Genomic DNA, 18350 nt, shown 5'->3' on the forward strand with positions numbered 1-18350 from the left:
TTTGATCGCCATCATCGTCATGATCACGGTGGGTTACGTATTGAAGTACCTGCCGAATTATCTGCCCTGGAACAAATAGTTCAGCAGAGCAGTTTGGCCATCTGATAGATGGCCTGCGCCTCTTCCTTGCTCGCCTCGACCGATCCGGTCTTGGTGTGCTTGATGATGTTCTGCACGACGGCGTCCTCCGACTTGCCGTCCTTGACGTCTTTGCAGGTTTCGACGAGAACGTCGCGAATCTTGTTGTTGTCTTTGCCGTCGGCGAGTTTGGGGAAGGCGGTGCGGAAGCTCACCACAAAGGTGCCCGCTTTGATGTTGTCGGGGGCGTCGCCGGCCGCGGCGGACGATCCGGCGCTCGCCGTTGTCGAAGAGGCGGCGCTGCCTGCTGTGTCGTCGTTGCAGCCTGCGAGAAGCAGGGTGAAGAGGGTGGCGCTGGCCGCGATAGCGGCGGAGGTTCTTTGCACGGAGCGGGATGCTAGCGGCACTTGACGAACGTCGCCTCCCATGTGGTTAACGGGAGGCGACGAAGCCGCGCGGGAGGCGGTGAGGTCAGGCCGGCGAGATTGTGAAGACCTGAGCCCAGTACGCGGCCTGTTCCGGGCCGAGCAGTGGCATCAGGTAGTCGAAAAGCAGCGATGACATGAGTGCGTAACTCCCAATTGTCGACGTACGGATACTTCGAAATGTGCGGGAATATCGAACCCCCGCTACGCCCGGCAACCCTAGCAGTCGGCCGCGGTGGGCGGCGGCTCGGCGTGTCCGGCATGGTGATTCGTCCGGAACTGGCTAATAACGTGAGCGACGTCATAGAGTGGTCGCCGTTGGCAAGGCCTGTTGCCGGGCAGCAGCGGGCCGTTCATTCTTCGATCGCGGAAGCAGGTCTCAACTCTATGCGGGTAGTTCGTTCACTGGTCGCCGGCGCTTTGATCGCCGGGGCTGCATCGGTTTTCGCAGTGTTTGGCGCCGGGTCCGCTGGTGCGGTCGCGGTGACCCCGTTGGCGGGCGGGGTCCAGGTCGACCTCAGCCCCGCCGACACGGCCTGGGTGCACCAGAGCCACATCGGGAAGGCGATCGCCGGCCTGCCGCATCCCTCGGCGGCGTCGTTCGGCCAGGCGCTCGACGCGGCGGCCGGTGTGTCGTCGAGTGTTCCCAACGGTCGGGTGACCTTCACCATGTACGGACCGTTGAATGAATTGAACGGCACCATGCTGGCGTTGCAGTAGAGCCCACCGACAGCGTGGAACTTCACCAACGGATCGTGTCGGCGCCGGTTGATTTCGGCGCCATCCGTTCCGAATTCGGATTGGCCTCGGCGTATCCCGCCGAGGCAACCACGGAAGCCCGCGACGCGGTCGACGCGTTCGCGGGCAACCGCATCGATCGCACCGATATCCCCTTCGTGACGATCGACCCGCCGGGTGCGATGGATCTCGACCAGGCACTGCACCTGGACCGCACCGATTCCGGCTTCACACTGCACTACGCCATCGCCGATGTCGGCGCTGTGATCGTGCCGGGCGGTGCGCTCGACACCGAGGCCGTCGCTCGGGGCCAGACCTTCTATCTGCCGGACAGCACCGTGCCGCTGCATCCGCCGGTGCTCTCCGAGAATGCCGCGAGCCTGCTGCCCGAGCAGACCAGGCCCGCCGCGCTGTGGACCATCGAACTGGACGAGAACGCCGAACCGCAGCGCTGCTCGGTGGTGCGCGCGCTCATTCGGTCCCGAGCCAGGCTCGACTACGCGAGTGTGCAAGCCGACGCCGACGCAGGTCGCCTGCACCCCTCGATCGCGGCCCTGCCGGAATTCGGCACGCGGCGCATCGAGGCGGGGCTCGCCCGCGGCGCGATCGGGCTGCGCTTGCCCGCACAGAGCGTGATCAGCGACGACAAGGCCGACGGGCATTGGCGACTGGTGCTGGAGCCGCGCACCGCCGCTGACGACTGGAACGAGCAGGTGTCGCTGCTGACCGGGATGTGCGCGGCCAGGATCATGCTCGACAGGACGACTCCGTCGGGTGAACGCATCGCACTGCTGCGTACTATGCCACCGCCGCCCGACTCGGCGATCGCATCGATACGCAGGACCGCCGCGGCCTTGGGGATCGCCTGGCCTGCCCAGGAGTCGGTCGGGCGCATGCTGGCCGGACTCGACCCGAACACGCCCGCTGCCCTTGTGCTCATGTCGGAGGCCACCGGGCTGCTCCGCGGGGCCGCGTACACCGTGCTGGACGGGGCCGTCGCAGACGGGCCTGCCGCGGCGCCTTCCAACGGCGTGCCGCCGAGCGCTGGGCAAGGGGAGGTCGAGCCCGCTGCGGGGGCGAGGGCCGAGCAGTCGAACAGCAGGCGGTCCAACTCCGGGGCGAACACCAGGCAGTCGGCCGACCAGCCGAATAACCTGCAGCACAGCGCGATCGGCGCACCGTACGCGCATGTGACCGCGCCGCTGCGCCGACTCGCCGACCGGTTCGCCACCGAGATCTGTCTTGCCCTGTGTGCGGGAGCCGAAGTACCGCAATGGGTTCGAGACGGCCTCTCACCCACCACCGAGTCGATGCGGCGCAGCGACGCCCTCGCGAACAAGGTGGAACGTGCGTGCATCGACCTGACCGAGGCGACCCTGCTCGCCGAGCGCAGCGGTGCGGAGTTCGACGCGGTGGTGATCCGTGAAGCCAACGGCAGCCGTCTCGCCGAAGTGTTCATCGCCGACCCGCCGGTCGCGGGACCCTGTGTCGGCTCTCCACCGGAAGGTGCGGCCGTGCGCGTTCGTTTGGTTTCCGCGGACCCGGCCACTCGCAAGATCGGCTTCGCATTCCCGGTCTGAACCGGAACCGCGAAGTACGCCGAACGACTCCGAGCACCGAGCGGGCGCGGTCGACCCGGGCCAGGTGTGCGGGGACAGGTCCGGTGTCAGCCGCCCGAGACGAACGCGGCGGCGATCGGGTAGCGGGCGAGGGCCATGCCTGCCTCGATTTCCTCTGCGTCGGCCAGGATTTCGTAGAGCGCGGCGACCCGACCTCGAACGGGGGATTCGGCGGCGCGGGCGAGGATGGCTTCGCGGGACTCGACGGCATCGCGGTGGTCACCGAGGACGGTTTGCAGACGTTTCGCACTGCTGCCCAGATCGGCTGCGGCAGCGCCGAGCGTCTCCGCGGCGCCTTCGCACGAATACCGTAAGCGCTTGGCGCTCTTGCGGATATCGTGCAGCAGCTCGACTCGTTCGGCGGGTGGTACGGCAGGTTCGGCGAATACCAGCCGGCGCAGTCGTTTGCGGTCCCGCCGCAGTACCCGCTCGAAAGCGTCGGCCGCGGGCCGGGCGGCCTCGGCGGGGTCGAGCGGGGGATCGGTACGCCAGGCGGACAATTCATCGCGCAGTTTGCGATACCGGTGGCCGTCGAACTCCGCGAGGATCTCGGCATGCGCGCGCGCATATTTCGCTTGCTCTGCGCCGACCAGCTCGGTGGTGACGGCAACGATGTCGGCCGCGGTGGGTTCGGCACTGTCGGGTTGCGCTGCTGTTGTCGCCGACGATTCGGGAGCGGCGCCCGAATCGCTTGCGGCCGTGCCGGATTCGGGCCCGGCATGCTCGGCCAACAGAGCGGTGAACCGCTCGGCACGCACCTCGGCATCCCGTGCGACACCCAGCAACCCGGCCAGCCATTTGAGTTCGTCACCCATCGCGGCGGCGGGCGCCTGCTCGAACAGGCTGCGATAGGAACGCAACACGCTGCGTAGTCGTCGGGTCGCGACCCGCATCTGGTGCACCGAATCATGAGTGTCCGCACGGACTTCCGGTTCAGCGGCCAGCAGCCGGTCCACGTCGTCGCTGAGTGCCGCGACGAGGGCGTTTCCGGCGCTGACCATCTTCAGCTCACTTTCGCGAATCCGTCGGTTGCCTCGACGAGGTGATGGGTGATGCCCGGCTCATTGGCGGCGTGTCCGGCATCGTCCACGATGTGCAGCTGCGAGCCGGGCCAGGCGCGGTGCAGATCCCAGGCGCTGACGGCAGGGCAGACGATGTCGTGGCGGCCCTGCACGATGACGGCCGGGATGTGCGCGATCCTGTCGAGATCGCGCAACAGCTGTCCCTCCTCGAGGAATCCGCCGTGCATGAAGTAGTGGTTCTCGATCCGGGCGAAGGCGAGCGCGAAGCGTGCTTCGGCCGTTTCGGCAACCCGATCCGGTTGGGGCAGTAGCGAACTCGTCGCGCCCTCCCAAGTCGACCAGGCGACGGCCGCGGCAAGGGCGACCTGCTCGTCGGGGGAGTGCAGCAGTCGGTGATAGACCTCGACGAGGTCGTTGCCGCGTTCGGCCGCCGGCACCGGGGCGAGAAATTTCTCCCACTCGTCCGGGTAGACGTAGCCTGCGGAGCCGTTGTAGTACCAGTCGATTTCCTTGCGGCGCAGCAGAAAGATCCCGCGCAGCACCAGTTCGGTTACCCGTTCCGGGTGCTGTTGCGCGTAGGCCAGCGCCAATGTCGAACCCCACGAGCCGCCGAACACCTGCCAGCGCTCGATGCCGAGATGGGTTCGCAGCGCCTCGATGTCGGCGATCAGATGCGGCGTGGTGTTGGTCTCCAGGCTCGCGCCATCGGCGATATGCGGCGTGGAGCGGCCGCAGCCGCGCTGGTCCAACAGCACGATGCGATAGACGGCCGGATCGAAGAATTGACGGTGATGCGGCGCGGTGCCGCCACCGGGGCCGCCGTGCAGGAACACCGCCGGTTTGCCGGCCGGGTTACCGCTGACCTCCCAATACACCGACTGCCCTGCTCCGGCGTCGAGCATGCCGGTCTCGTACGGCTCGATCGGCGGGTACAGGGTTCGCATCAGAAGGCGAGTCCGGAAGCGAGGTCGGACAGCCCCAGCGCCTCGATCGTCTGCTGGCGCACGTCGGGGCAGGCCTTGATGGTGGTCCGGTCGATGATGGCTTTGTCGGCGAGCACCTGGCTGTTGATGCCGCCGTTGCGCAGCGCCCATTCGTGCACCAGCGCGTTGAGGCCGATGCGGCCGAGTGTCCCGCCCTGGATTCGGAAGTTCGACAGCTCCGGACGGAGCATGTCGCACAGCTGGGTCGCCGACGCATCGGAGACCGGCGGAGTGGTCGGCTTGGGAGCGGCCGTGCCATTGGGCGCGCTGGTCGCGGATCCGGTGGTCGATGCCGAGCTGCCGGTCGGAGCCGGGTCGGTACTCGTTCCGCAGGCGGTCAGCGCGGCAGCGGCGAAAACTCCGGCCACCAGGAGTGTGCTGCGTGAAATCCAACGGGGCTGCGGCATCGGTACCTCTGCTCGTGTCGACATTGTCCGCATCGAGTCTGCCATTGTTTGCGCCGTCGGGCCCGTGCGAATCCATCGGACGGCGGCGGCACGCCGGATCGGACCGGATTCGGGCTAACGAAAACCGGCCTGCAGTCCGTCCAGCAGTTGCTGCACCACCCTGGCGAATCGCGGTCGAGAGATGTCGATGGTGCGCCACGGGTTGAGCGACACCAGAGGGGCGAGTCGTTCGGCCAGGATGATTTCCGCATCGGAGATCGGGCTGTCGCGGCGCCAACACTCGAAGTATTGCTTGCGATGCGGGCCGTTCAGCATCCGCTCGGACAGGAAGGGGTGGGTGATCACCGCATCGCCCCAGTCGAAGAGCATCCCGGTTCCCGGGGTGGCCGCGGCGAACACATTGCCGGGGTGCAGGTCGTTGTGCTCGATGCTGAGCCTGCCGAATTCTTCGAGCGCTGCGGCCGATTCCTCGATCGCGGCGCCGAGCCCTGGCACCCGTGGCTCGTAGTGCCGGTAGATCGTGATCAGTTGCGTAGGCGGCAGATACGGCGTTCCCGTGTCCCGTAGGTCCTCGATGTGCGTCGTGAGCGACTGCTGCAGATCCACGTAGCGTTCGATGAGGCCGGTCCATTCGGCCTCGCTGTCGGTGGCGATGTCACCGCCGTGGCTACTGAGCAGCCATCCGTGATCGGGTTGCACGGCAAGGGGTTCCAGCACACTGCCGGGACGAAGCGCCGCCAGTCGTTGCAGCAGCGGACCCTCGTGTGCGAAGGCGCGCGCGTTGGCCTTCAGCCACATCGGACCCGCGTCGGTCGGGATACTGGCGATCAACGACCACGCGCGTCGACGTGTCTGCGTGGGTGGACCGGTGATTTCCACGTTGCGTGCGTCGAGTATTCCGGCGGCCCAGTCCAGCACCGGTTCCAGCGGTTGGCCGAGCAGCGCCACCGGGGCGTGCACTGCTCGGCCGTTCATCGTTGGTCCCCTATCAGAAGCTGTGCTCGGGGCCGGGGAAGGTGCCGCGACGCACCTCGTCGGCGTAAGCGGCTGCGGCAGTGCGTAGTTCGTCACCGACATTGCCGAAGCGCTTGACGAACCTTGCGGTCTTGCCACTGGTGTAGCCGGCCATGTCCTGCCACACCAGCACTTGTGCGTCGCACTCGGCGCCCGCGCCGATGCCGACGGTCGGGATGGTCAGCTTGCGGGTGACCTGACCGGCGAGCTCGGCCGGAACCATCTCCATCACCACGGCGAACGCGCCGGCCTCCTGGACCGCGATGGCGTCGGCGACCAGCTGCTCGGCGCCGTCGCCACGCCCCTGCACCCGGAAGCCGCCGAGGGTGTTGACGCTCTGCGGCGTGAAGCCGATGTGCGCCATCACCGGAATGCCCGCCGAGGTGATCAGTGCGATCTGTTCGGCCACTCGCTCGCCGCCCTCCAGCTTCACTGCGTGCGCCTGGCCCTCCTTCATGAACCGGGTCGCGGTGGCCAGCGCCTGCTGCGGCGAGGACTCGTAGGTGCCGAATGGTAGATCGGCGACGACGAGCGCATGCGGTGCGCCGCGGACGACACCACGCACCAGCGGGATCAGCTCGTCGACGGTGATCGGCACAGTGGTGTCGTAGCCGTACACCACGTTCGCGGCGGAGTCGCCGACCAACAGCACCGGAATACCGGCCTCTTCGAACAAACGCGCCGAGGAATAGTCGTAGGCGGTGAGCATCGACCAGCGCTCACCCTCGGCCTTCATCTGCTGCAGGTGATGCACCCGCGTCTTGCGTTTCGCCGCCTTGGTTGCGGTCGGTGCTGCGCCGTACGCGGGGGTTTCCGAATCGGACACGGACATCATCGTCCCTTTCGTCGTGTCTCCTCGAGGCCCATGCGGGTCCCCGGGTTTATCTGACGAGTCCAGTCTGCACCGACGCAACCATCGTATTAAGGCCTGTGACCGGTGCGATTGGTCACACCACCGACGCGGCGGTTTCCAGTGCGCCGCACAGGCGCGGCGGCGGCCCTGCCAGGATTTCACTATGGCGTGGATGCGGAGTTGGCGTGGTGTGCTCGTTGGAGCGGTGCTGGCGATGGTGGCGGCAGGATGCACCGTCGAGAAGGACGAGCCGACGGCGCCATTACCCGCGCCGCCCGCCGGGTTGGAGAAGTTCTATACGCAGGTGCCGCAGTGGGGTGGTTGCGAGGGCTTCGGCGACCCCGAGGACAACCTCGCACCGAAGACGCAGTGCACACGCATCACAGTGCCGATCGATTACGAGAAGCCGGACGGCCCGACCGCCCAGATAGCGCTGTCACGGCTGGAGGCGAGCGGCAAACGCATCGGTTCGCTGCTGCTGAACCCGGGTGGCCCGGGGGTGTCGGGCCTGTCGATGGCGAGCATCGCGGGCAAGACGCCGCTCGCCGAGCGCTTCGATCGGGTTGGCTTCGACCCACGCGGGGTCGGTTCCTCGTTGCCTGCCGTCGCCTGCCTGACCCCGCAGGAATCCGATTCCGAGCGCGCGGAGCGGCCGACGGACAACACCCCGGAAGGCATCGCCGACTCGGAGGACGAGAACCGCCAATACGCGGGCCACTGCGTCGACCGCACCGGGGCGGAGCTACTCGCTCACGTCGGCACCCGCGAGGTGGTGCAGGACATGGATGTGATCCGCGCCGTGCTCGGCGACCACAAGCTCACCTATCTCGGCTACTCCTACGGCACCAAGCTCGGCTCGGCCTATGCCGAGAAGTTCCCCGCCAACGTGCGGGCGCTGGTGCTCGACGGCGCGGTCGACTCCGCGGCAGACCCCGTGCAGGAGTCGTTGCGGCAGGCTGCCGGCTTCCAGAAGGCATTCGACGGCTACAGCGCCGACTGCGCCAAGGAGCCGGACTGCCCGCTCGGCACCGATCCGGCGCAGTCCGTTGCGCGGTTCCGGGCCCTGGTGAACCCGTTGCGCGACAAGCCCGCCGCGACCACCGACCCGCGTGGGCTCAGCTACAGCGATGCGATTACCGGCGTGCAGCAGGCGCTCTACACCGACGAATTCTGGCGAGTGCTAACCCTCGGCCTTTCGGAATTGCGCGACGGCCGCGGCGACACGCTGCTGCAGCTCGCCGACATCTACGACGGCCGTCGCGACGACGGCACTTACAACAACACCCAGGACGCGTTCAACGCGATCCGCTGTGTCGATGATCCGCGCATCGCCGATCCCGCGATCACGGGCAAGCAGGACACCGAGTACCGCAAGGCGGCACCGTTCCTCGACGACGGCCGCGGCACCGGGGCTGCGCCGCTCGAGGTGTGCAACGCCTGGCCGGTGCCGAACACGAGTGAACCGCACAAGATCTCGGTGACCGGGCTGCCGAAGACGGTCGTGGTGTCGACGACGGAGGATCCGGCGACGCCCTACCAGGCCGGTGTCGACCTCGCCGCGCAGCTGGGCTCAGCACTGATCACCTTCCGCGGCACCAGGCACACCGCGGCCCTCGTCGCGGGCGACGCCTGCCTCGATGATGTGGTCATCGCCTACCTCACCGAGCTGACCGTTCCGGAGCAAGGACTCACCTGCTGACCTCGTGCGGGCGGGTGGATCCGGCCCGCCACCGGGCGCTCACAGGTGCTGCGAACCGATAGTGCGATCTGTTCCAACTCACCGAATTGCAATCCCTAAGCGTGTATGTAACACGGATTTAACGCCAGGTGCTTACGCTCGCGTTCATGGATCGCCAGAAGGAATTCGTGCTGCGGACGCTCGAAGAGCGGGATATCCGCTTCGTGCGTCTCTGGTTCACCGACGTGCTGGGTTATCTGAAGTCCGTCGCCATCGCGCCGGCCGAGCTGGAAGGCGCCTTCGAGGAGGGCATCGGCTTCGACGGCTCTGCCATCGAAGGCTTCGCGCGGGTCTCGGAAGCGGACATGGTCGCCCGCCCGGATCCGTCCACCTTCCAGGTCCTACCGTGGTCCACCAGCAAGGGTCACCAGCATTCGGCGCGCATGTTCTGCGACATCACCATGCCGGACGGTTCGCCGTCCTGGGCCGACCCGCGCCACGTACTGCGCCGTCAGCTCAACAAGGCCGGTGACGTCGGCTTCAGCTGCTATGTGCACCCGGAGATCGAGTTCTTCCTGCTGGAGAACGGACCGCAGGGCGCAGACCCCCGCCCCGCCGACACCGGCGGCTTCTTCGACCAGGCCGTGCACGATTCGGCGCCGAACTTCCGCAGGCACGCGATCGATGCGCTCGAGTCGATGGGCATCTCGGTCGAGTTCAGCCACCACGAGGGCGCGCCGGGTCAGCAGGAGATCGACCTGCGCTACGCCGACGCGCTGTCCATGGCCGACAACGTGATGACCTTCCGCTACCTGATCAAGGAAGTGGCCATCGACGAGGGCGTGCGCGCGACGTTCATGCCCAAGCCCTTCGCTCAGTACCCGGGCTCGGCGATGCACACGCACATGAGCCTGTTCGAGGGCGAGGCGAACGCCTTCCACGATCCTGACGACCCGATCAACCTGTCGGAGACCGCCCGGGCGTTCATCGCGGGCATCCTCGAGCACGCACCGGAGATCAGCGCGATCACCAACCAGTGGGTGAACTCCTACAAGCGGCTCATCCACGGCGGCGAGGCGCCGACCGCCGCCTCGTGGGGCCGGTCCAACCGCTCGGCGCTGGTGCGCGTCCCGATGTATACCCCGAACAAGTCCTCCTCGCGTCGCGTCGAGATCCGCAGCCCAGATTCGGCATGCAACCCGTACCTGACCTTCGCGGTGCTGCTCGCCGCCGGTCTGCGGGGTATCGAGAAGGGCTACACGCTGCCTCCGGAGGCCGAGGACGACGTCTGGTCGCTCACCGCCGCCGAGCGGCGCGCCATGGGCTTCCGTGAACTGCCCGGCACCCTCGACGAGGCGCTGCAGGCGATGGAGCGCTCCGAGCTGGTCGCCGAGACGCTCGGCGAGCACGTGTTCGACTTCTTCCTGCGCAACAAGCGCAGGGAATGGGCGGACTACCGCAGCCAGGTGACGCCGTTCGAGCTGAAGGAATACCTCGGTTTGTGACCCGGTGTCGCGAATAGGCCGATAACGGCCACGTTTGCATGTCTTTCCACCCGCCCGTGTGGAAAGACATGGGCGGCGAACTAAGTTGGACATATGGTACGGCCGCCGACTGCTCGTTCAGCTGTTCCCGGTGTCGGTCGGCTCGGATTGCTCGAGCCGACCGCCGCCCAGTCCTTGCGAGAGTTGGCGTGGGATAATGTCGACAGCATTCCGGTGCTGTGGGCCCTGTCGCGATCGCCGGATGCCGATCTGGCGTTGCTGACACTGATTCGGTTGCGCGCGGCGCTGGGTGCGGGCTGGGCGGAACTGGATTCGCAGTTGCGTGCCGACACTTCGTTGCGCGGCAGGCTGTTCGCGTTGATCGGTTCGTCGAGTGCGTTCGCCGATCACCTGGTCGCCGATCCGGCGGCGTGGCGGATCCTGCGGCGCGACAAGTTGCCGAGTCGCGAGGAACTGATCGCGGATCTGCTTGCTTCGGTCGAAGCTGTGCCTGTCGAAAGCCCTGAGGCCACCGCCGCGCTGTACCGGGCCGCCATCTCCGGTCCGGAGGCGATTGCCTTGCTGCGCAAGCGGTATCGCGATCAGCTGATGGTCCTCGCCGCGCTCGATCTCGCCGCGACGGTGGAGAACGAACCGGTCTTGCCGTATCAGGTTGTCGGTCGCCATCTCACCGACCTGGCCGACGCCGCGCTGACCGCTGCACTGTCGGTAGCGGTGGCGCGGGTGTGCAAAGAAGGACCGGTGCCGGTGCGGCTCGCGGTCATTGCCATGGGTAAGAGCGGTGCGCGCGAACTGAATTACGTCAGCGACGTCGATGTGGTGTTCGTCGCCGAGCCCGCCGACGCCACCGCGACCCGGCTGGCGGCCGAGCTGATGAGCGTGGGCAGCGCGGCCTTCTTCGAGGTCGATGCGGCGTTGCGGCCGGAGGGCAAGGCCGGTGCCTTGGTGCGCACGCTGGAGTCGCATATCGCGTACTACAAGCGGTGGGCGCGGACCTGGGAGTTCCAGGCATTGCTCAAGGCCAGGCCGATGACCGGCGACCTGGAGCTGGGGGAGCAGTATCGCGCCGCACTGATGCCGATGGTCTGGACCGCGTCGGAGCGGCCGGATTTCGTGGCCGACGTGCAGGCAATGCGGCGTCGGGTGGAGGATCTGGTGCCCGCCGATCTGCGCGAACGTGAGCTCAAGCTCGGGCGCGGCAGTCTGCGCGACGTCGAATTCGCTGTGCAGCTCCTGCAATTGGTGCACGGCCGAGTGGATGAAACGCTGCATGTGCAGGGCACCGTCGAGGCGTTGACGGCACTGGCCGCAGGCGGCTATGTCGGTCGCGACGACGCGGCCAATCTCAACGCCTCCTACGAATTCCTGCGGTTGCTCGAGCATCGCCTGCAACTGCAGCGACTCAAGCGAACGCACACCCTGCCCGCCGCCGACGACGAGGAAGGCATGCGCTGGCTGGCGCGCGCCGCGCATATCCGGCCCGACGGTAGGCAGGATGCGGTCGGCGTGCTCGGCAACGAAATTCGGCGTAATTCGGTGCGGGTGCGGCGATTACACGCCAAACTCTTCTACCGCCCGCTGCTCGAATCGGTGGTCAAACTCGATCCCGACGCGCTGCGGTTGAGTCCGGACGCGGCGATTCGGCAGTTGGCCGCGCTGGGTTACGTGGCGCCGGAACACGCGCTCGGACACCTGAAGGCATTGACCGGCGGAATCTCGCGCAAGGGCCGCATCCAGGCGCTGCTGCTGCCGACTCTGCTCGAATGGCTCGGTGACACACCGAATCCCGATTCCGGACTGCTGGCCTACCGGCGGGTGTCGGAGGGTCTCGATGATCAGATCTGGTTCCTGCGCGAGTTGCGCGACGAAGGGGCGATCGCGCAACGGCTGATGATCGTGCTCGGTTCGTCGGAGTATCTGCCCGATCTGCTGATCAATGCGCCGGACACGATTCGGATGTACGCCGACGGTCCTGGTGGTCCGCTGCTGCTCAGTCCGCAACCGGAAGACGTCGCACGCGGAATCCTCACGGCGGCAGCACGTTACGACGATCCGAAACGGGCGGTGGCCGCGGCGCGTTCGCTGCGGCGGCACGAACTGGCCAGGGTGGCATCGGCGGACCTGCTCGGCATGCTCGACGTGCCGCAGGTGTGCCGCGCGCTGTCCGCGGTGTGGGTCGCGGTGCTGGAAGCCGCACTGCGCGCGGTGATTCGGGCCAGCGAGGCCGAGCTCGGCGAGCCCGCACCCGCCGATTTCGCGGTGATCGGGATGGGCAGGCTCGGTGGGATGGAGCTGGGCTACGGCTCCGACGCCGATGTGCTGTTCGTCTGCGATCCGCGTCCGGGCCAGGACGAGACCAAGGCCGTGAAGTGGGCGATCGGTATCGCCGAGCGGGTGCAGCGGATGCTCGGCGCGCCGAGCACCGATCCGCCGCTGCAGGTGGATGCCGGGCTGCGGCCGGAGGGGCGCAACGGTGCGCTGGTGCGCACCTTGGCCGCCTACGCCGCCTACTACGAGCAGTGGGCGCAGCCGTGGGAGGTGCAGGCGCTGCTGCGTGCGCACCAGGTGGCGGGTGACGAGGCGCTCGGGGTGCGGTTCCTGCACATCATCGACAAGGTGCGCTATCCCGATGGCGGGGTGTCCACGGAGGCGGTGCGCGAGATCCGGCGGATCAAGGCGCGGGTGGATTCCGAGCGGCTGCCGCGCGGTGCCAACCCGGCCACCCACACCAAGCTGGGCCGCGGTGGACTGGCCGATATCGAATGGACAGTACAGCTGATGCAGCTGCGCTACGCCCATGACGTGCTGGGTCTGCACAACACCTCTACGCTGCAATCGCTCGAGGTCATCGAGCAGACCAAGCTGCTCGACGCCGAGGACGTGGCGCTGCTGCGCGATGCCTGGCTCACCGCGACGAAGGCGCGCAACGCCCTTGTCCTGGTACGCGGCAAGCCTGCCGATCAGCTGCCCGGCCCGGGCCGCCTACTATCGGCCGTCGCGCGGGTCGCGGGTTGGCCGAACGATGACGGCAGTGAATTCCTGGACAATTACATGCGGGTCACGCGCCGAGCCAAGGCCGTCGCGGAGCGGGTGTTCGGCGGGTAGTTCCGCGGCCGCGGGAACGGTTCGCTCAGCCGGGCAGTTCGATGTGCACGCGATCGGCGCGCTTACGGCCCCACTCGTACAGCGCCGTCAACACGGGCACCAGGCTCCAGCCTTCTTCGGTCAAGCGGTACTCGACCTGGGGTGGGACGGTGTCGAAGACGGTGCGCTCGACCAGATTGTCGGCCTCGAGCTCCCGCAGCTGCTGGATCAGCATTTTCTCACTGGTGGAAGGCATCAATCGGCGCAGCTCGCCGTAGCGGTGTACACCTTTCTTGAGCTGGGCGAGAATCACCGGCTTCCATTTGCCGCCGATCAGGTCGACGGTCACCTCCACCGCACAGTTGTAGCGCTTCTGCACACCCATCTCTCGCCTCCGGTACTCACTAAAAAGTGCGTTCTTGTAACACTGTAATCATCCGGCTTTCATAGATGTCGTCCCCGCGGCTCGCCGCATCAGCTACTACAGACATGGAGTCCAAATCCTATGAAGGTCATCGTTTTCGACCGTTTCAAGCCCGGTGTGACGATGGAGACCATCAACCCGTACCTGCCCGAAGAGGTCGCCAATGTGTGGCGGCTGTGGAAGGCGGGCATCGTGCGGGAGAACTACGCGCGTGCCGACGAGCCGGGCGTGGTCATCGTGTTCGAGGTCGACAGCGTCGAGGAAGCACAGAAGTATGTCGCCGACTTCCCGCTGACCAAGGCGGGCTACCTGGAATGGACCTACGTTCCGGTGCAGGCGCCGCTGCCGCTCGAGGCACTGATGGACCCGAAGGTCGACGTCGCCGAGCCCTACGACCGGACGAACTGAGTCCGTCATGAGACACGCATTCGGTCTCGACATCCCGCACACCCTCGACGATGCCTGCGACCCCCGTCGTATGGCGTTGATCATCTACGACATGCAGGTCGGCATCGTCAGCCAGATTCCGGACGGCGACAAGATCGTCCAGACCTGCGTGCAGCTGCGAGATGCGGCGCGGGCCAACGGGTTCCGGGTGTTCTACACCCGGCACATGTCGCTGCCGTCGGCGGTGGCGGGCGTATCCCAATTGCGGATGGCGATGGCATGGCAGCGGCTGGAGGATCCGGCCGAAGTGCGTTCCAGCTTCCCGCAGGGCTCGCCCCAATTCCAGCTCGTGCCGGAGCTCACCCCCGGCCCCGACGAGATGGTCTTCGACAAGATCACCATGTCCGCCTTCGCCGCGACGCCGCTGGATATCGCGTTGCGCGACTGCGGAATCGACACCTACGCGATTGCCGGCATCGCCATGGAGGTCGGCATCGAACCCACCGTCCGGCACAGCCTGGACCTGGGTTACTTCCCCGTCGTCGTCACCGACGCCTGCGGTGCGGGACACCCCGACGCCGCCGAACGTTCGCACGCGACACTCGAATTCGCCGGAGGCTCGCTCAGCACCGACACCGCCACACTCACGGCGGCATTGAGTCGACCGCGCGATTGACGCCGGGCAGGGCGAGACGCCGCCGTGCTGGGTTCGGCCACCTCTGGTCGCTCAGCACGGCGGCGTCGTGGCACGAGGGCTATCGCTGCGCGGTGTCCGAGGTCGGCGACCGGAAGCGGGAGACGAAATCGCGGATGGCGCGGCGGTCTTCGAAGTCGGGCGGGCGGTAACCGCTGTCGGCGGTAACCGAGATGGTGGAGCCGGCGACTATTCGTAGGTCGCTCCAACAGTATGGCAGGACGAGTGCCTGGACAGTGTGGCCATTGCTGCTCACCGTGATTCGCGTGGTGTAGCGCCCCGCGACCGCCGCGAGGTCTTCGGCGGTTTCGGTCGTCATGGCACCGGAGGCGACGAATTCTTCGACGTACACAGCTGCATTCTCCACACAGAACCTCCACAAGGTCGACACCGTGCCCGCACCGAGCGTACGTAGGGTTCGAGGCATGCGTACATGGATGGATCGAGCGCTACTCGGTGTGGGGTGGTGCGCGGTGGCGGCGGGGGGCGTCGGGGTCGTTCTGTATTTCGGAACATGGCAGCGGCGGGCGGTCGTGCTCGTCGCTTCCGGCGCGTCGTATCTGATGATCGGGGCCGTCGTCGGGCTGGTGCTGTTCTTGATCGCGCGCGGCTGGCGCAGTGCCGCTGTTGCGGGGGTGCTCGTCGCCGCGGTGGCGTGGACCCAGCTGCCGATCTTCGTGCCGGACGGCCGAGCGGCCAGTGGGCCGGAAGTCGTGGTGATGCAGTCGAATCTGATGCTCGGCGCGGCCGATGCCGCGACCGTGGTGCGGGCGGTGCACGACAATCGGGTCGATGTGCTGACCACCGAGGAGTTGACCGCGGACATGGTCGCGCGGCTCGCCGCGGCGGGACTCGCGCAGGCACTGCCGTATCAGTACCTCGAGCCGACCTCCGCTGCGGGCGGCACCGGGATCTACAGCCGATACCCGTTGCGCGACACCAAGAAATATGTCGGTTTCGTGCTCAACCAGGTGTCGGCGACGATGGATCATCCGCAGGCCGGAGCGGTCGCGGTGTTCGCGTTCCATCCGATTCCGCCGACGGTGGACTTTCCCGCATGGAGTTCGGAGCTGCACAGCATCCGCGACATCCTGGACGCACAGCAGGGTCCGGCGATCGTCGGCGCGGATTTCAATGCGACGCGCGATCATTCGGCCTTTCGCGATCTACTGCGCGGGCGCTTCACCGCGGCTGCCGAGCAGGCCGGCGCGGGCCCGCTGCCCACTTACCCGACCGATTACCAGTGGGGCCCGGTGATCGGCATCGACCACGTCCTGGTCGCCGACGCGGCCGCCGACGAGGTGCACACACTCACCATGCCGGGCTCCGACCACCGGGCCATGATTGCCACGATCCGGCTGAACGGATAACGGTGCGTTGCGTTCTCGCCCGCGCGAGGTATACACACCGCGCGCCTGCGGCGATTACCATATGAACGCTCGATGGCCGTGCGTCTGCCACACCGGCCGGAGGGGCGGGCTCGGAGACGAGTCCGGGATTCGGGGAGGAACCTGATGAAGACAACACGGCTGCGTTTCGGGGCGGTCGCCGTGCTGATGGTGCTCGGCGTCGCGCTGACCGGATGCGGGAGCGACACGGTCGGCGCCGATATTGCGGCGAGCAGCGCCGACAACCCATGGGAGCTGGCCGGGTCGGCCTCTTCCTCGGGACCGAACGGACCGCGCATCGGTGTGCCGGACGCGCCACTGACCGCGGTGAACGGCGACGGAGGAGCCATCGACAAGCTTGCTCTCAACACCATCGCCGACCTGGAGGACTACTGGAAGACCGAGTACGGCAGAACCTTTCCCGGCACCTTCGAACCGGTGACCCGCTATCTCTCGTGGGATGCCAAGGCGCCCAAGGAGCAGGCGATCACGTTCTGCAAGTCCAGCACCTTTCACGTGGTCAACGCCGCCTACTGCGGCCTCGACCACACCATCGGCTGGGACCGCGGCGTGCTGCTGCCGAAGCTGAAGGAGAAGTTCAGTGAGATGGCGGTGGTGATGGTGCTCGCGCACGAGTACGGCCACGCCATCCAGGGACAGGCCAAGATCGCGGGCTTCCTCACCTCGGCCATCGTCAAGGAGCAGCAGGCGGACTGCTTGGCGGGGGTCTTCCTACGCCATGTGGCGGAAGGCAATTCGGCACACTTCACGCTGAACACGACCGATGGGCTCAATGCAGTGCTCGGCGCGACGGTCGCGGTGCGCGACCAGGATCCGGATAATCCGAAGAACGTGCACGGTTCCGCGTTCGAGCGCGTGACCGCCGTGCAGATCGGATACACCGACGGGGCGTCGGCCTGCAAGAAGATCAATAAGGGTGAGATCAACAAGCGTCGCGGGAATCTGCCGTTGTCCTTCGAGGAGGACGAAGAGAACCATCAGCTTCCGGTCGACGTGGATTCGCTGACCAGCCTCGGTCAGGCGCTCGGGAAGATCTTCCCGCTGCCGAAGTCGCCCCAATTCGACTATGCGGGCGTGGTGCGCACCTGCGCGAAGGTCACCACCACCGAACCGGTGTCCTATTGCCCGAGCTCCGGGAAGATCGGCACCGATGTGTCCGCTCTCGCCGCGCGCGGCGGGCCGATGACGGGGGCAGGCGAACCGCTCTCGGCGGTCGTGGACGGCGACTACAACGCCTTCGCGATGTTCATCTCCCGCTATGTCCTTGCGGTGCAACAGGATCGCAAGCTCACGCTGACCGGCGCCGGCACGGCCGGACTGCGCACCGCGTGCCTGACCGGCGTGGTGACAACCAAGCTGAGCGAGCCGACCAGCGATCCGCACCTGTCGGCCAACGACCTCGACGAGGCGGTCTCCGGTCTGCTGGCCGACGGCTTGGTCGCCGCCGACGTAGACGGCAAGGTGGTGGCAGGCGGCTTCCAGCGGCTGGAAGCGTTCCGGATGGGCGTCCTCGACGGTGAGTCCGCCTGCCTGACGCAGTACCGGTAGGTCAGCAGGTCACTGCGCAGCGGCAGGCAGCGCACGCAGGGAGCTGAGGGTGTTCGCCATCGCGCGAGCGGCCTCGGCTCCCTTCGTCACGAAATGCTCGGTGAAGTAGGTGGCGTGCTCGCTGTGCTCGTGGAAGTGGTGCGGGGTGAGCACCACCGAGAAGACCGGCACGTCGGTGTCGAGCTGCACCCGCATCAGGCCGTCGATTACCGCGGAGGCAACGAAATCGTGCCGGTAGATGCCGCCGTCGACGACCAGCGCCGCCGCCACGATCGCCGCGTACTTACCGCTCTGTGCCAAGCGCTTGGCGTGCAGCGGGATCTCGAACGCGCCGGGGACCTCGAAGACGTCGATGGTGGCGGGATCGAAGCCGAGGTCGGCGTACTCGGCGGCGAAGCCCTCGTACGCCTTGCCGACGATCGAGCTGTGCCACATGGCGCGAATGAACGCGACGGATCCGGTACTAGTGCCCATAGTCGGAT

At 66.9% G+C, this 18350-nt stretch carries 18 protein-coding genes; 9 read left to right on the plus strand and 9 right to left on the minus strand.

Annotated features, from left to right (window positions below; all coding sequences use genetic code 11):
* Nucleotides 1-80: 80 nt before the first annotated feature.
* Entirely contained in the window at nucleotides 81-464 is a 384-nt protein-coding gene (locus OHA42_RS15135; protein WP_406237674.1) for a hypothetical protein, read from the minus strand.
* Between the two features lie 291 nt (nucleotides 465-755).
* Here OHA42_RS15135 and OHA42_RS15140 point away from each other — a divergent pair, with 291 nt between their 5' ends.
* Both OHA42_RS15140 and OHA42_RS15145 read left to right on the plus strand, forming a co-directional pair.
* Nucleotides 756-1223 carry a hypothetical protein gene (locus tag OHA42_RS15140; protein ID WP_406237676.1) on the plus strand — a complete coding sequence of 156 codons (468 nt, stop codon included), beginning with the start codon at nucleotides 756-758 and terminating at the stop codon, nucleotides 1221-1223.
* Nucleotides 1224-1237: 14 nt separating this feature from the next.
* A complete protein-coding gene (locus OHA42_RS15145; RefSeq protein ID WP_406237678.1) occupies nucleotides 1238-2821 on the plus strand; it encodes an RNB domain-containing ribonuclease in 1584 nt (527 codons plus the stop codon).
* Nucleotides 2822-2907: 86 nt separating this feature from the next.
* Here the strand turns inward: OHA42_RS15145 and OHA42_RS15150 are convergent, their stop codons facing one another.
* The 5 genes from OHA42_RS15150 to panB form a co-directional block, all read right to left on the minus strand.
* Complete coding sequence (locus OHA42_RS15150) at nucleotides 2908-3861, minus strand: CHAD domain-containing protein (RefSeq protein ID WP_406237680.1); 954 nt, start codon at nucleotides 3859-3861, stop codon at nucleotides 2908-2910.
* A 2-nt stretch (nucleotides 3862-3863) separates the two neighbouring features.
* Entirely contained in the window at nucleotides 3864-4826 is a 963-nt protein-coding gene (gene pip / locus OHA42_RS15155; RefSeq protein WP_406237682.1) for a prolyl aminopeptidase, read from the minus strand.
* Entirely contained in the window at nucleotides 4826-5272 is a 447-nt protein-coding gene (locus tag OHA42_RS15160; protein WP_406237684.1) for a hypothetical protein, read from the minus strand. The genes pip and OHA42_RS15160 overlap by 1 nt, the downstream gene beginning before the upstream one ends.
* Before the next feature lie 114 nt (nucleotides 5273-5386).
* The gene (locus OHA42_RS15165) at nucleotides 5387-6247 is read right to left on the minus strand and encodes a phosphotransferase (RefSeq protein ID WP_406237685.1); all 861 of its coding nucleotides are present in this window, start codon (nucleotides 6245-6247) and stop codon (nucleotides 5387-5389) included.
* A gap of 13 nt (nucleotides 6248-6260) precedes the next feature.
* A complete protein-coding gene (gene panB / locus OHA42_RS15170; RefSeq protein WP_406239376.1) occupies nucleotides 6261-7118 on the minus strand; it encodes a 3-methyl-2-oxobutanoate hydroxymethyltransferase in 858 nt (285 codons plus the stop codon).
* A gap of 193 nt (nucleotides 7119-7311) precedes the next feature.
* Here panB and OHA42_RS15175 point away from each other — a divergent pair, with 193 nt between their 5' ends.
* The 3 genes from OHA42_RS15175 to OHA42_RS15185 all read left to right on the plus strand — a co-directional run bounded on the left by OHA42_RS15175 (nucleotide 7312) and on the right by OHA42_RS15185 (nucleotide 13427).
* The gene (locus tag OHA42_RS15175; RefSeq protein ID WP_406239378.1) at nucleotides 7312-8838 is read left to right on the plus strand and encodes an alpha/beta hydrolase; all 1527 of its coding nucleotides are present in this window, start codon (nucleotides 7312-7314) and stop codon (nucleotides 8836-8838) included.
* Between the two features lie 146 nt (nucleotides 8839-8984).
* Nucleotides 8985-10322 (plus strand): type I glutamate--ammonia ligase, encoded by a 1338-nt coding sequence (gene glnA, locus OHA42_RS15180; protein WP_366527872.1) that lies wholly within the window; start codon nucleotides 8985-8987, stop codon nucleotides 10320-10322.
* Between the two features lie 93 nt (nucleotides 10323-10415).
* Nucleotides 10416-13427, plus strand: a complete 3012-nt coding sequence (locus OHA42_RS15185; protein ID WP_406237687.1) for a bifunctional [glutamine synthetase] adenylyltransferase/[glutamine synthetase]-adenylyl-L-tyrosine phosphorylase — start codon at nucleotides 10416-10418, stop codon at nucleotides 13425-13427.
* 25 nt (nucleotides 13428-13452) lie between these two features.
* Here OHA42_RS15185 and OHA42_RS15190 read toward each other — a convergent pair whose 3' ends face one another.
* On the minus strand, nucleotides 13453-13791 hold the full coding sequence (locus OHA42_RS15190) for a helix-turn-helix domain-containing protein (protein ID WP_328411209.1): 339 nt from the start codon (nucleotides 13789-13791) through the stop codon (nucleotides 13453-13455).
* Between the two features lie 120 nt (nucleotides 13792-13911).
* Here OHA42_RS15190 and OHA42_RS15195 point away from each other — a divergent pair, with 120 nt between their 5' ends.
* Nucleotides 13912-14238, plus strand: a complete 327-nt coding sequence (locus OHA42_RS15195; protein WP_328411211.1) for a hypothetical protein — start codon at nucleotides 13912-13914, stop codon at nucleotides 14236-14238.
* A 7-nt stretch (nucleotides 14239-14245) separates the two neighbouring features.
* Nucleotides 14246-14893 (plus strand): cysteine hydrolase, encoded by a 648-nt coding sequence (locus tag OHA42_RS15200; protein ID WP_406237689.1) that lies wholly within the window; start codon nucleotides 14246-14248, stop codon nucleotides 14891-14893.
* 79 nt (nucleotides 14894-14972) lie between these two features.
* Here the strand turns inward: OHA42_RS15200 and OHA42_RS15205 are convergent, their stop codons facing one another.
* Nucleotides 14973-15278: a hypothetical protein gene (locus OHA42_RS15205; RefSeq protein WP_406237691.1), complete on the minus strand. Its 306-nt coding sequence runs from the start codon at nucleotides 15276-15278 to the stop codon at nucleotides 14973-14975.
* Between the two features lie 58 nt (nucleotides 15279-15336).
* On the opposite strand from OHA42_RS15205, the gene OHA42_RS15210 reads away from it, so the two are divergent.
* Nucleotides 15337-16281 carry an endonuclease/exonuclease/phosphatase family protein gene (locus tag OHA42_RS15210; RefSeq protein ID WP_406237693.1) on the plus strand — a complete coding sequence of 315 codons (945 nt, stop codon included), beginning with the start codon at nucleotides 15337-15339 and terminating at the stop codon, nucleotides 16279-16281.
* 144 nt (nucleotides 16282-16425) lie between these two features.
* Nucleotides 16426-17868 carry a metallopeptidase gene (locus OHA42_RS15215; protein ID WP_406237695.1) on the plus strand — a complete coding sequence of 481 codons (1443 nt, stop codon included), beginning with the start codon at nucleotides 16426-16428 and terminating at the stop codon, nucleotides 17866-17868.
* A gap of 9 nt (nucleotides 17869-17877) precedes the next feature.
* Here the strand turns inward: OHA42_RS15215 and OHA42_RS15220 are convergent, their stop codons facing one another.
* On the minus strand, nucleotides 17878-18342 hold the full coding sequence (locus tag OHA42_RS15220) for a 6,7-dimethyl-8-ribityllumazine synthase (protein ID WP_406237696.1): 465 nt from the start codon (nucleotides 18340-18342) through the stop codon (nucleotides 17878-17880).
* Nucleotides 18343-18350: the final 8 nt, after the last annotated feature.

Source organism: Nocardia sp. NBC_01009, from assembly GCF_045208035.1.
In the GTDB taxonomy this organism is placed as follows: Bacteria; Actinomycetota; Actinomycetes; order Mycobacteriales; family Mycobacteriaceae; genus Nocardia.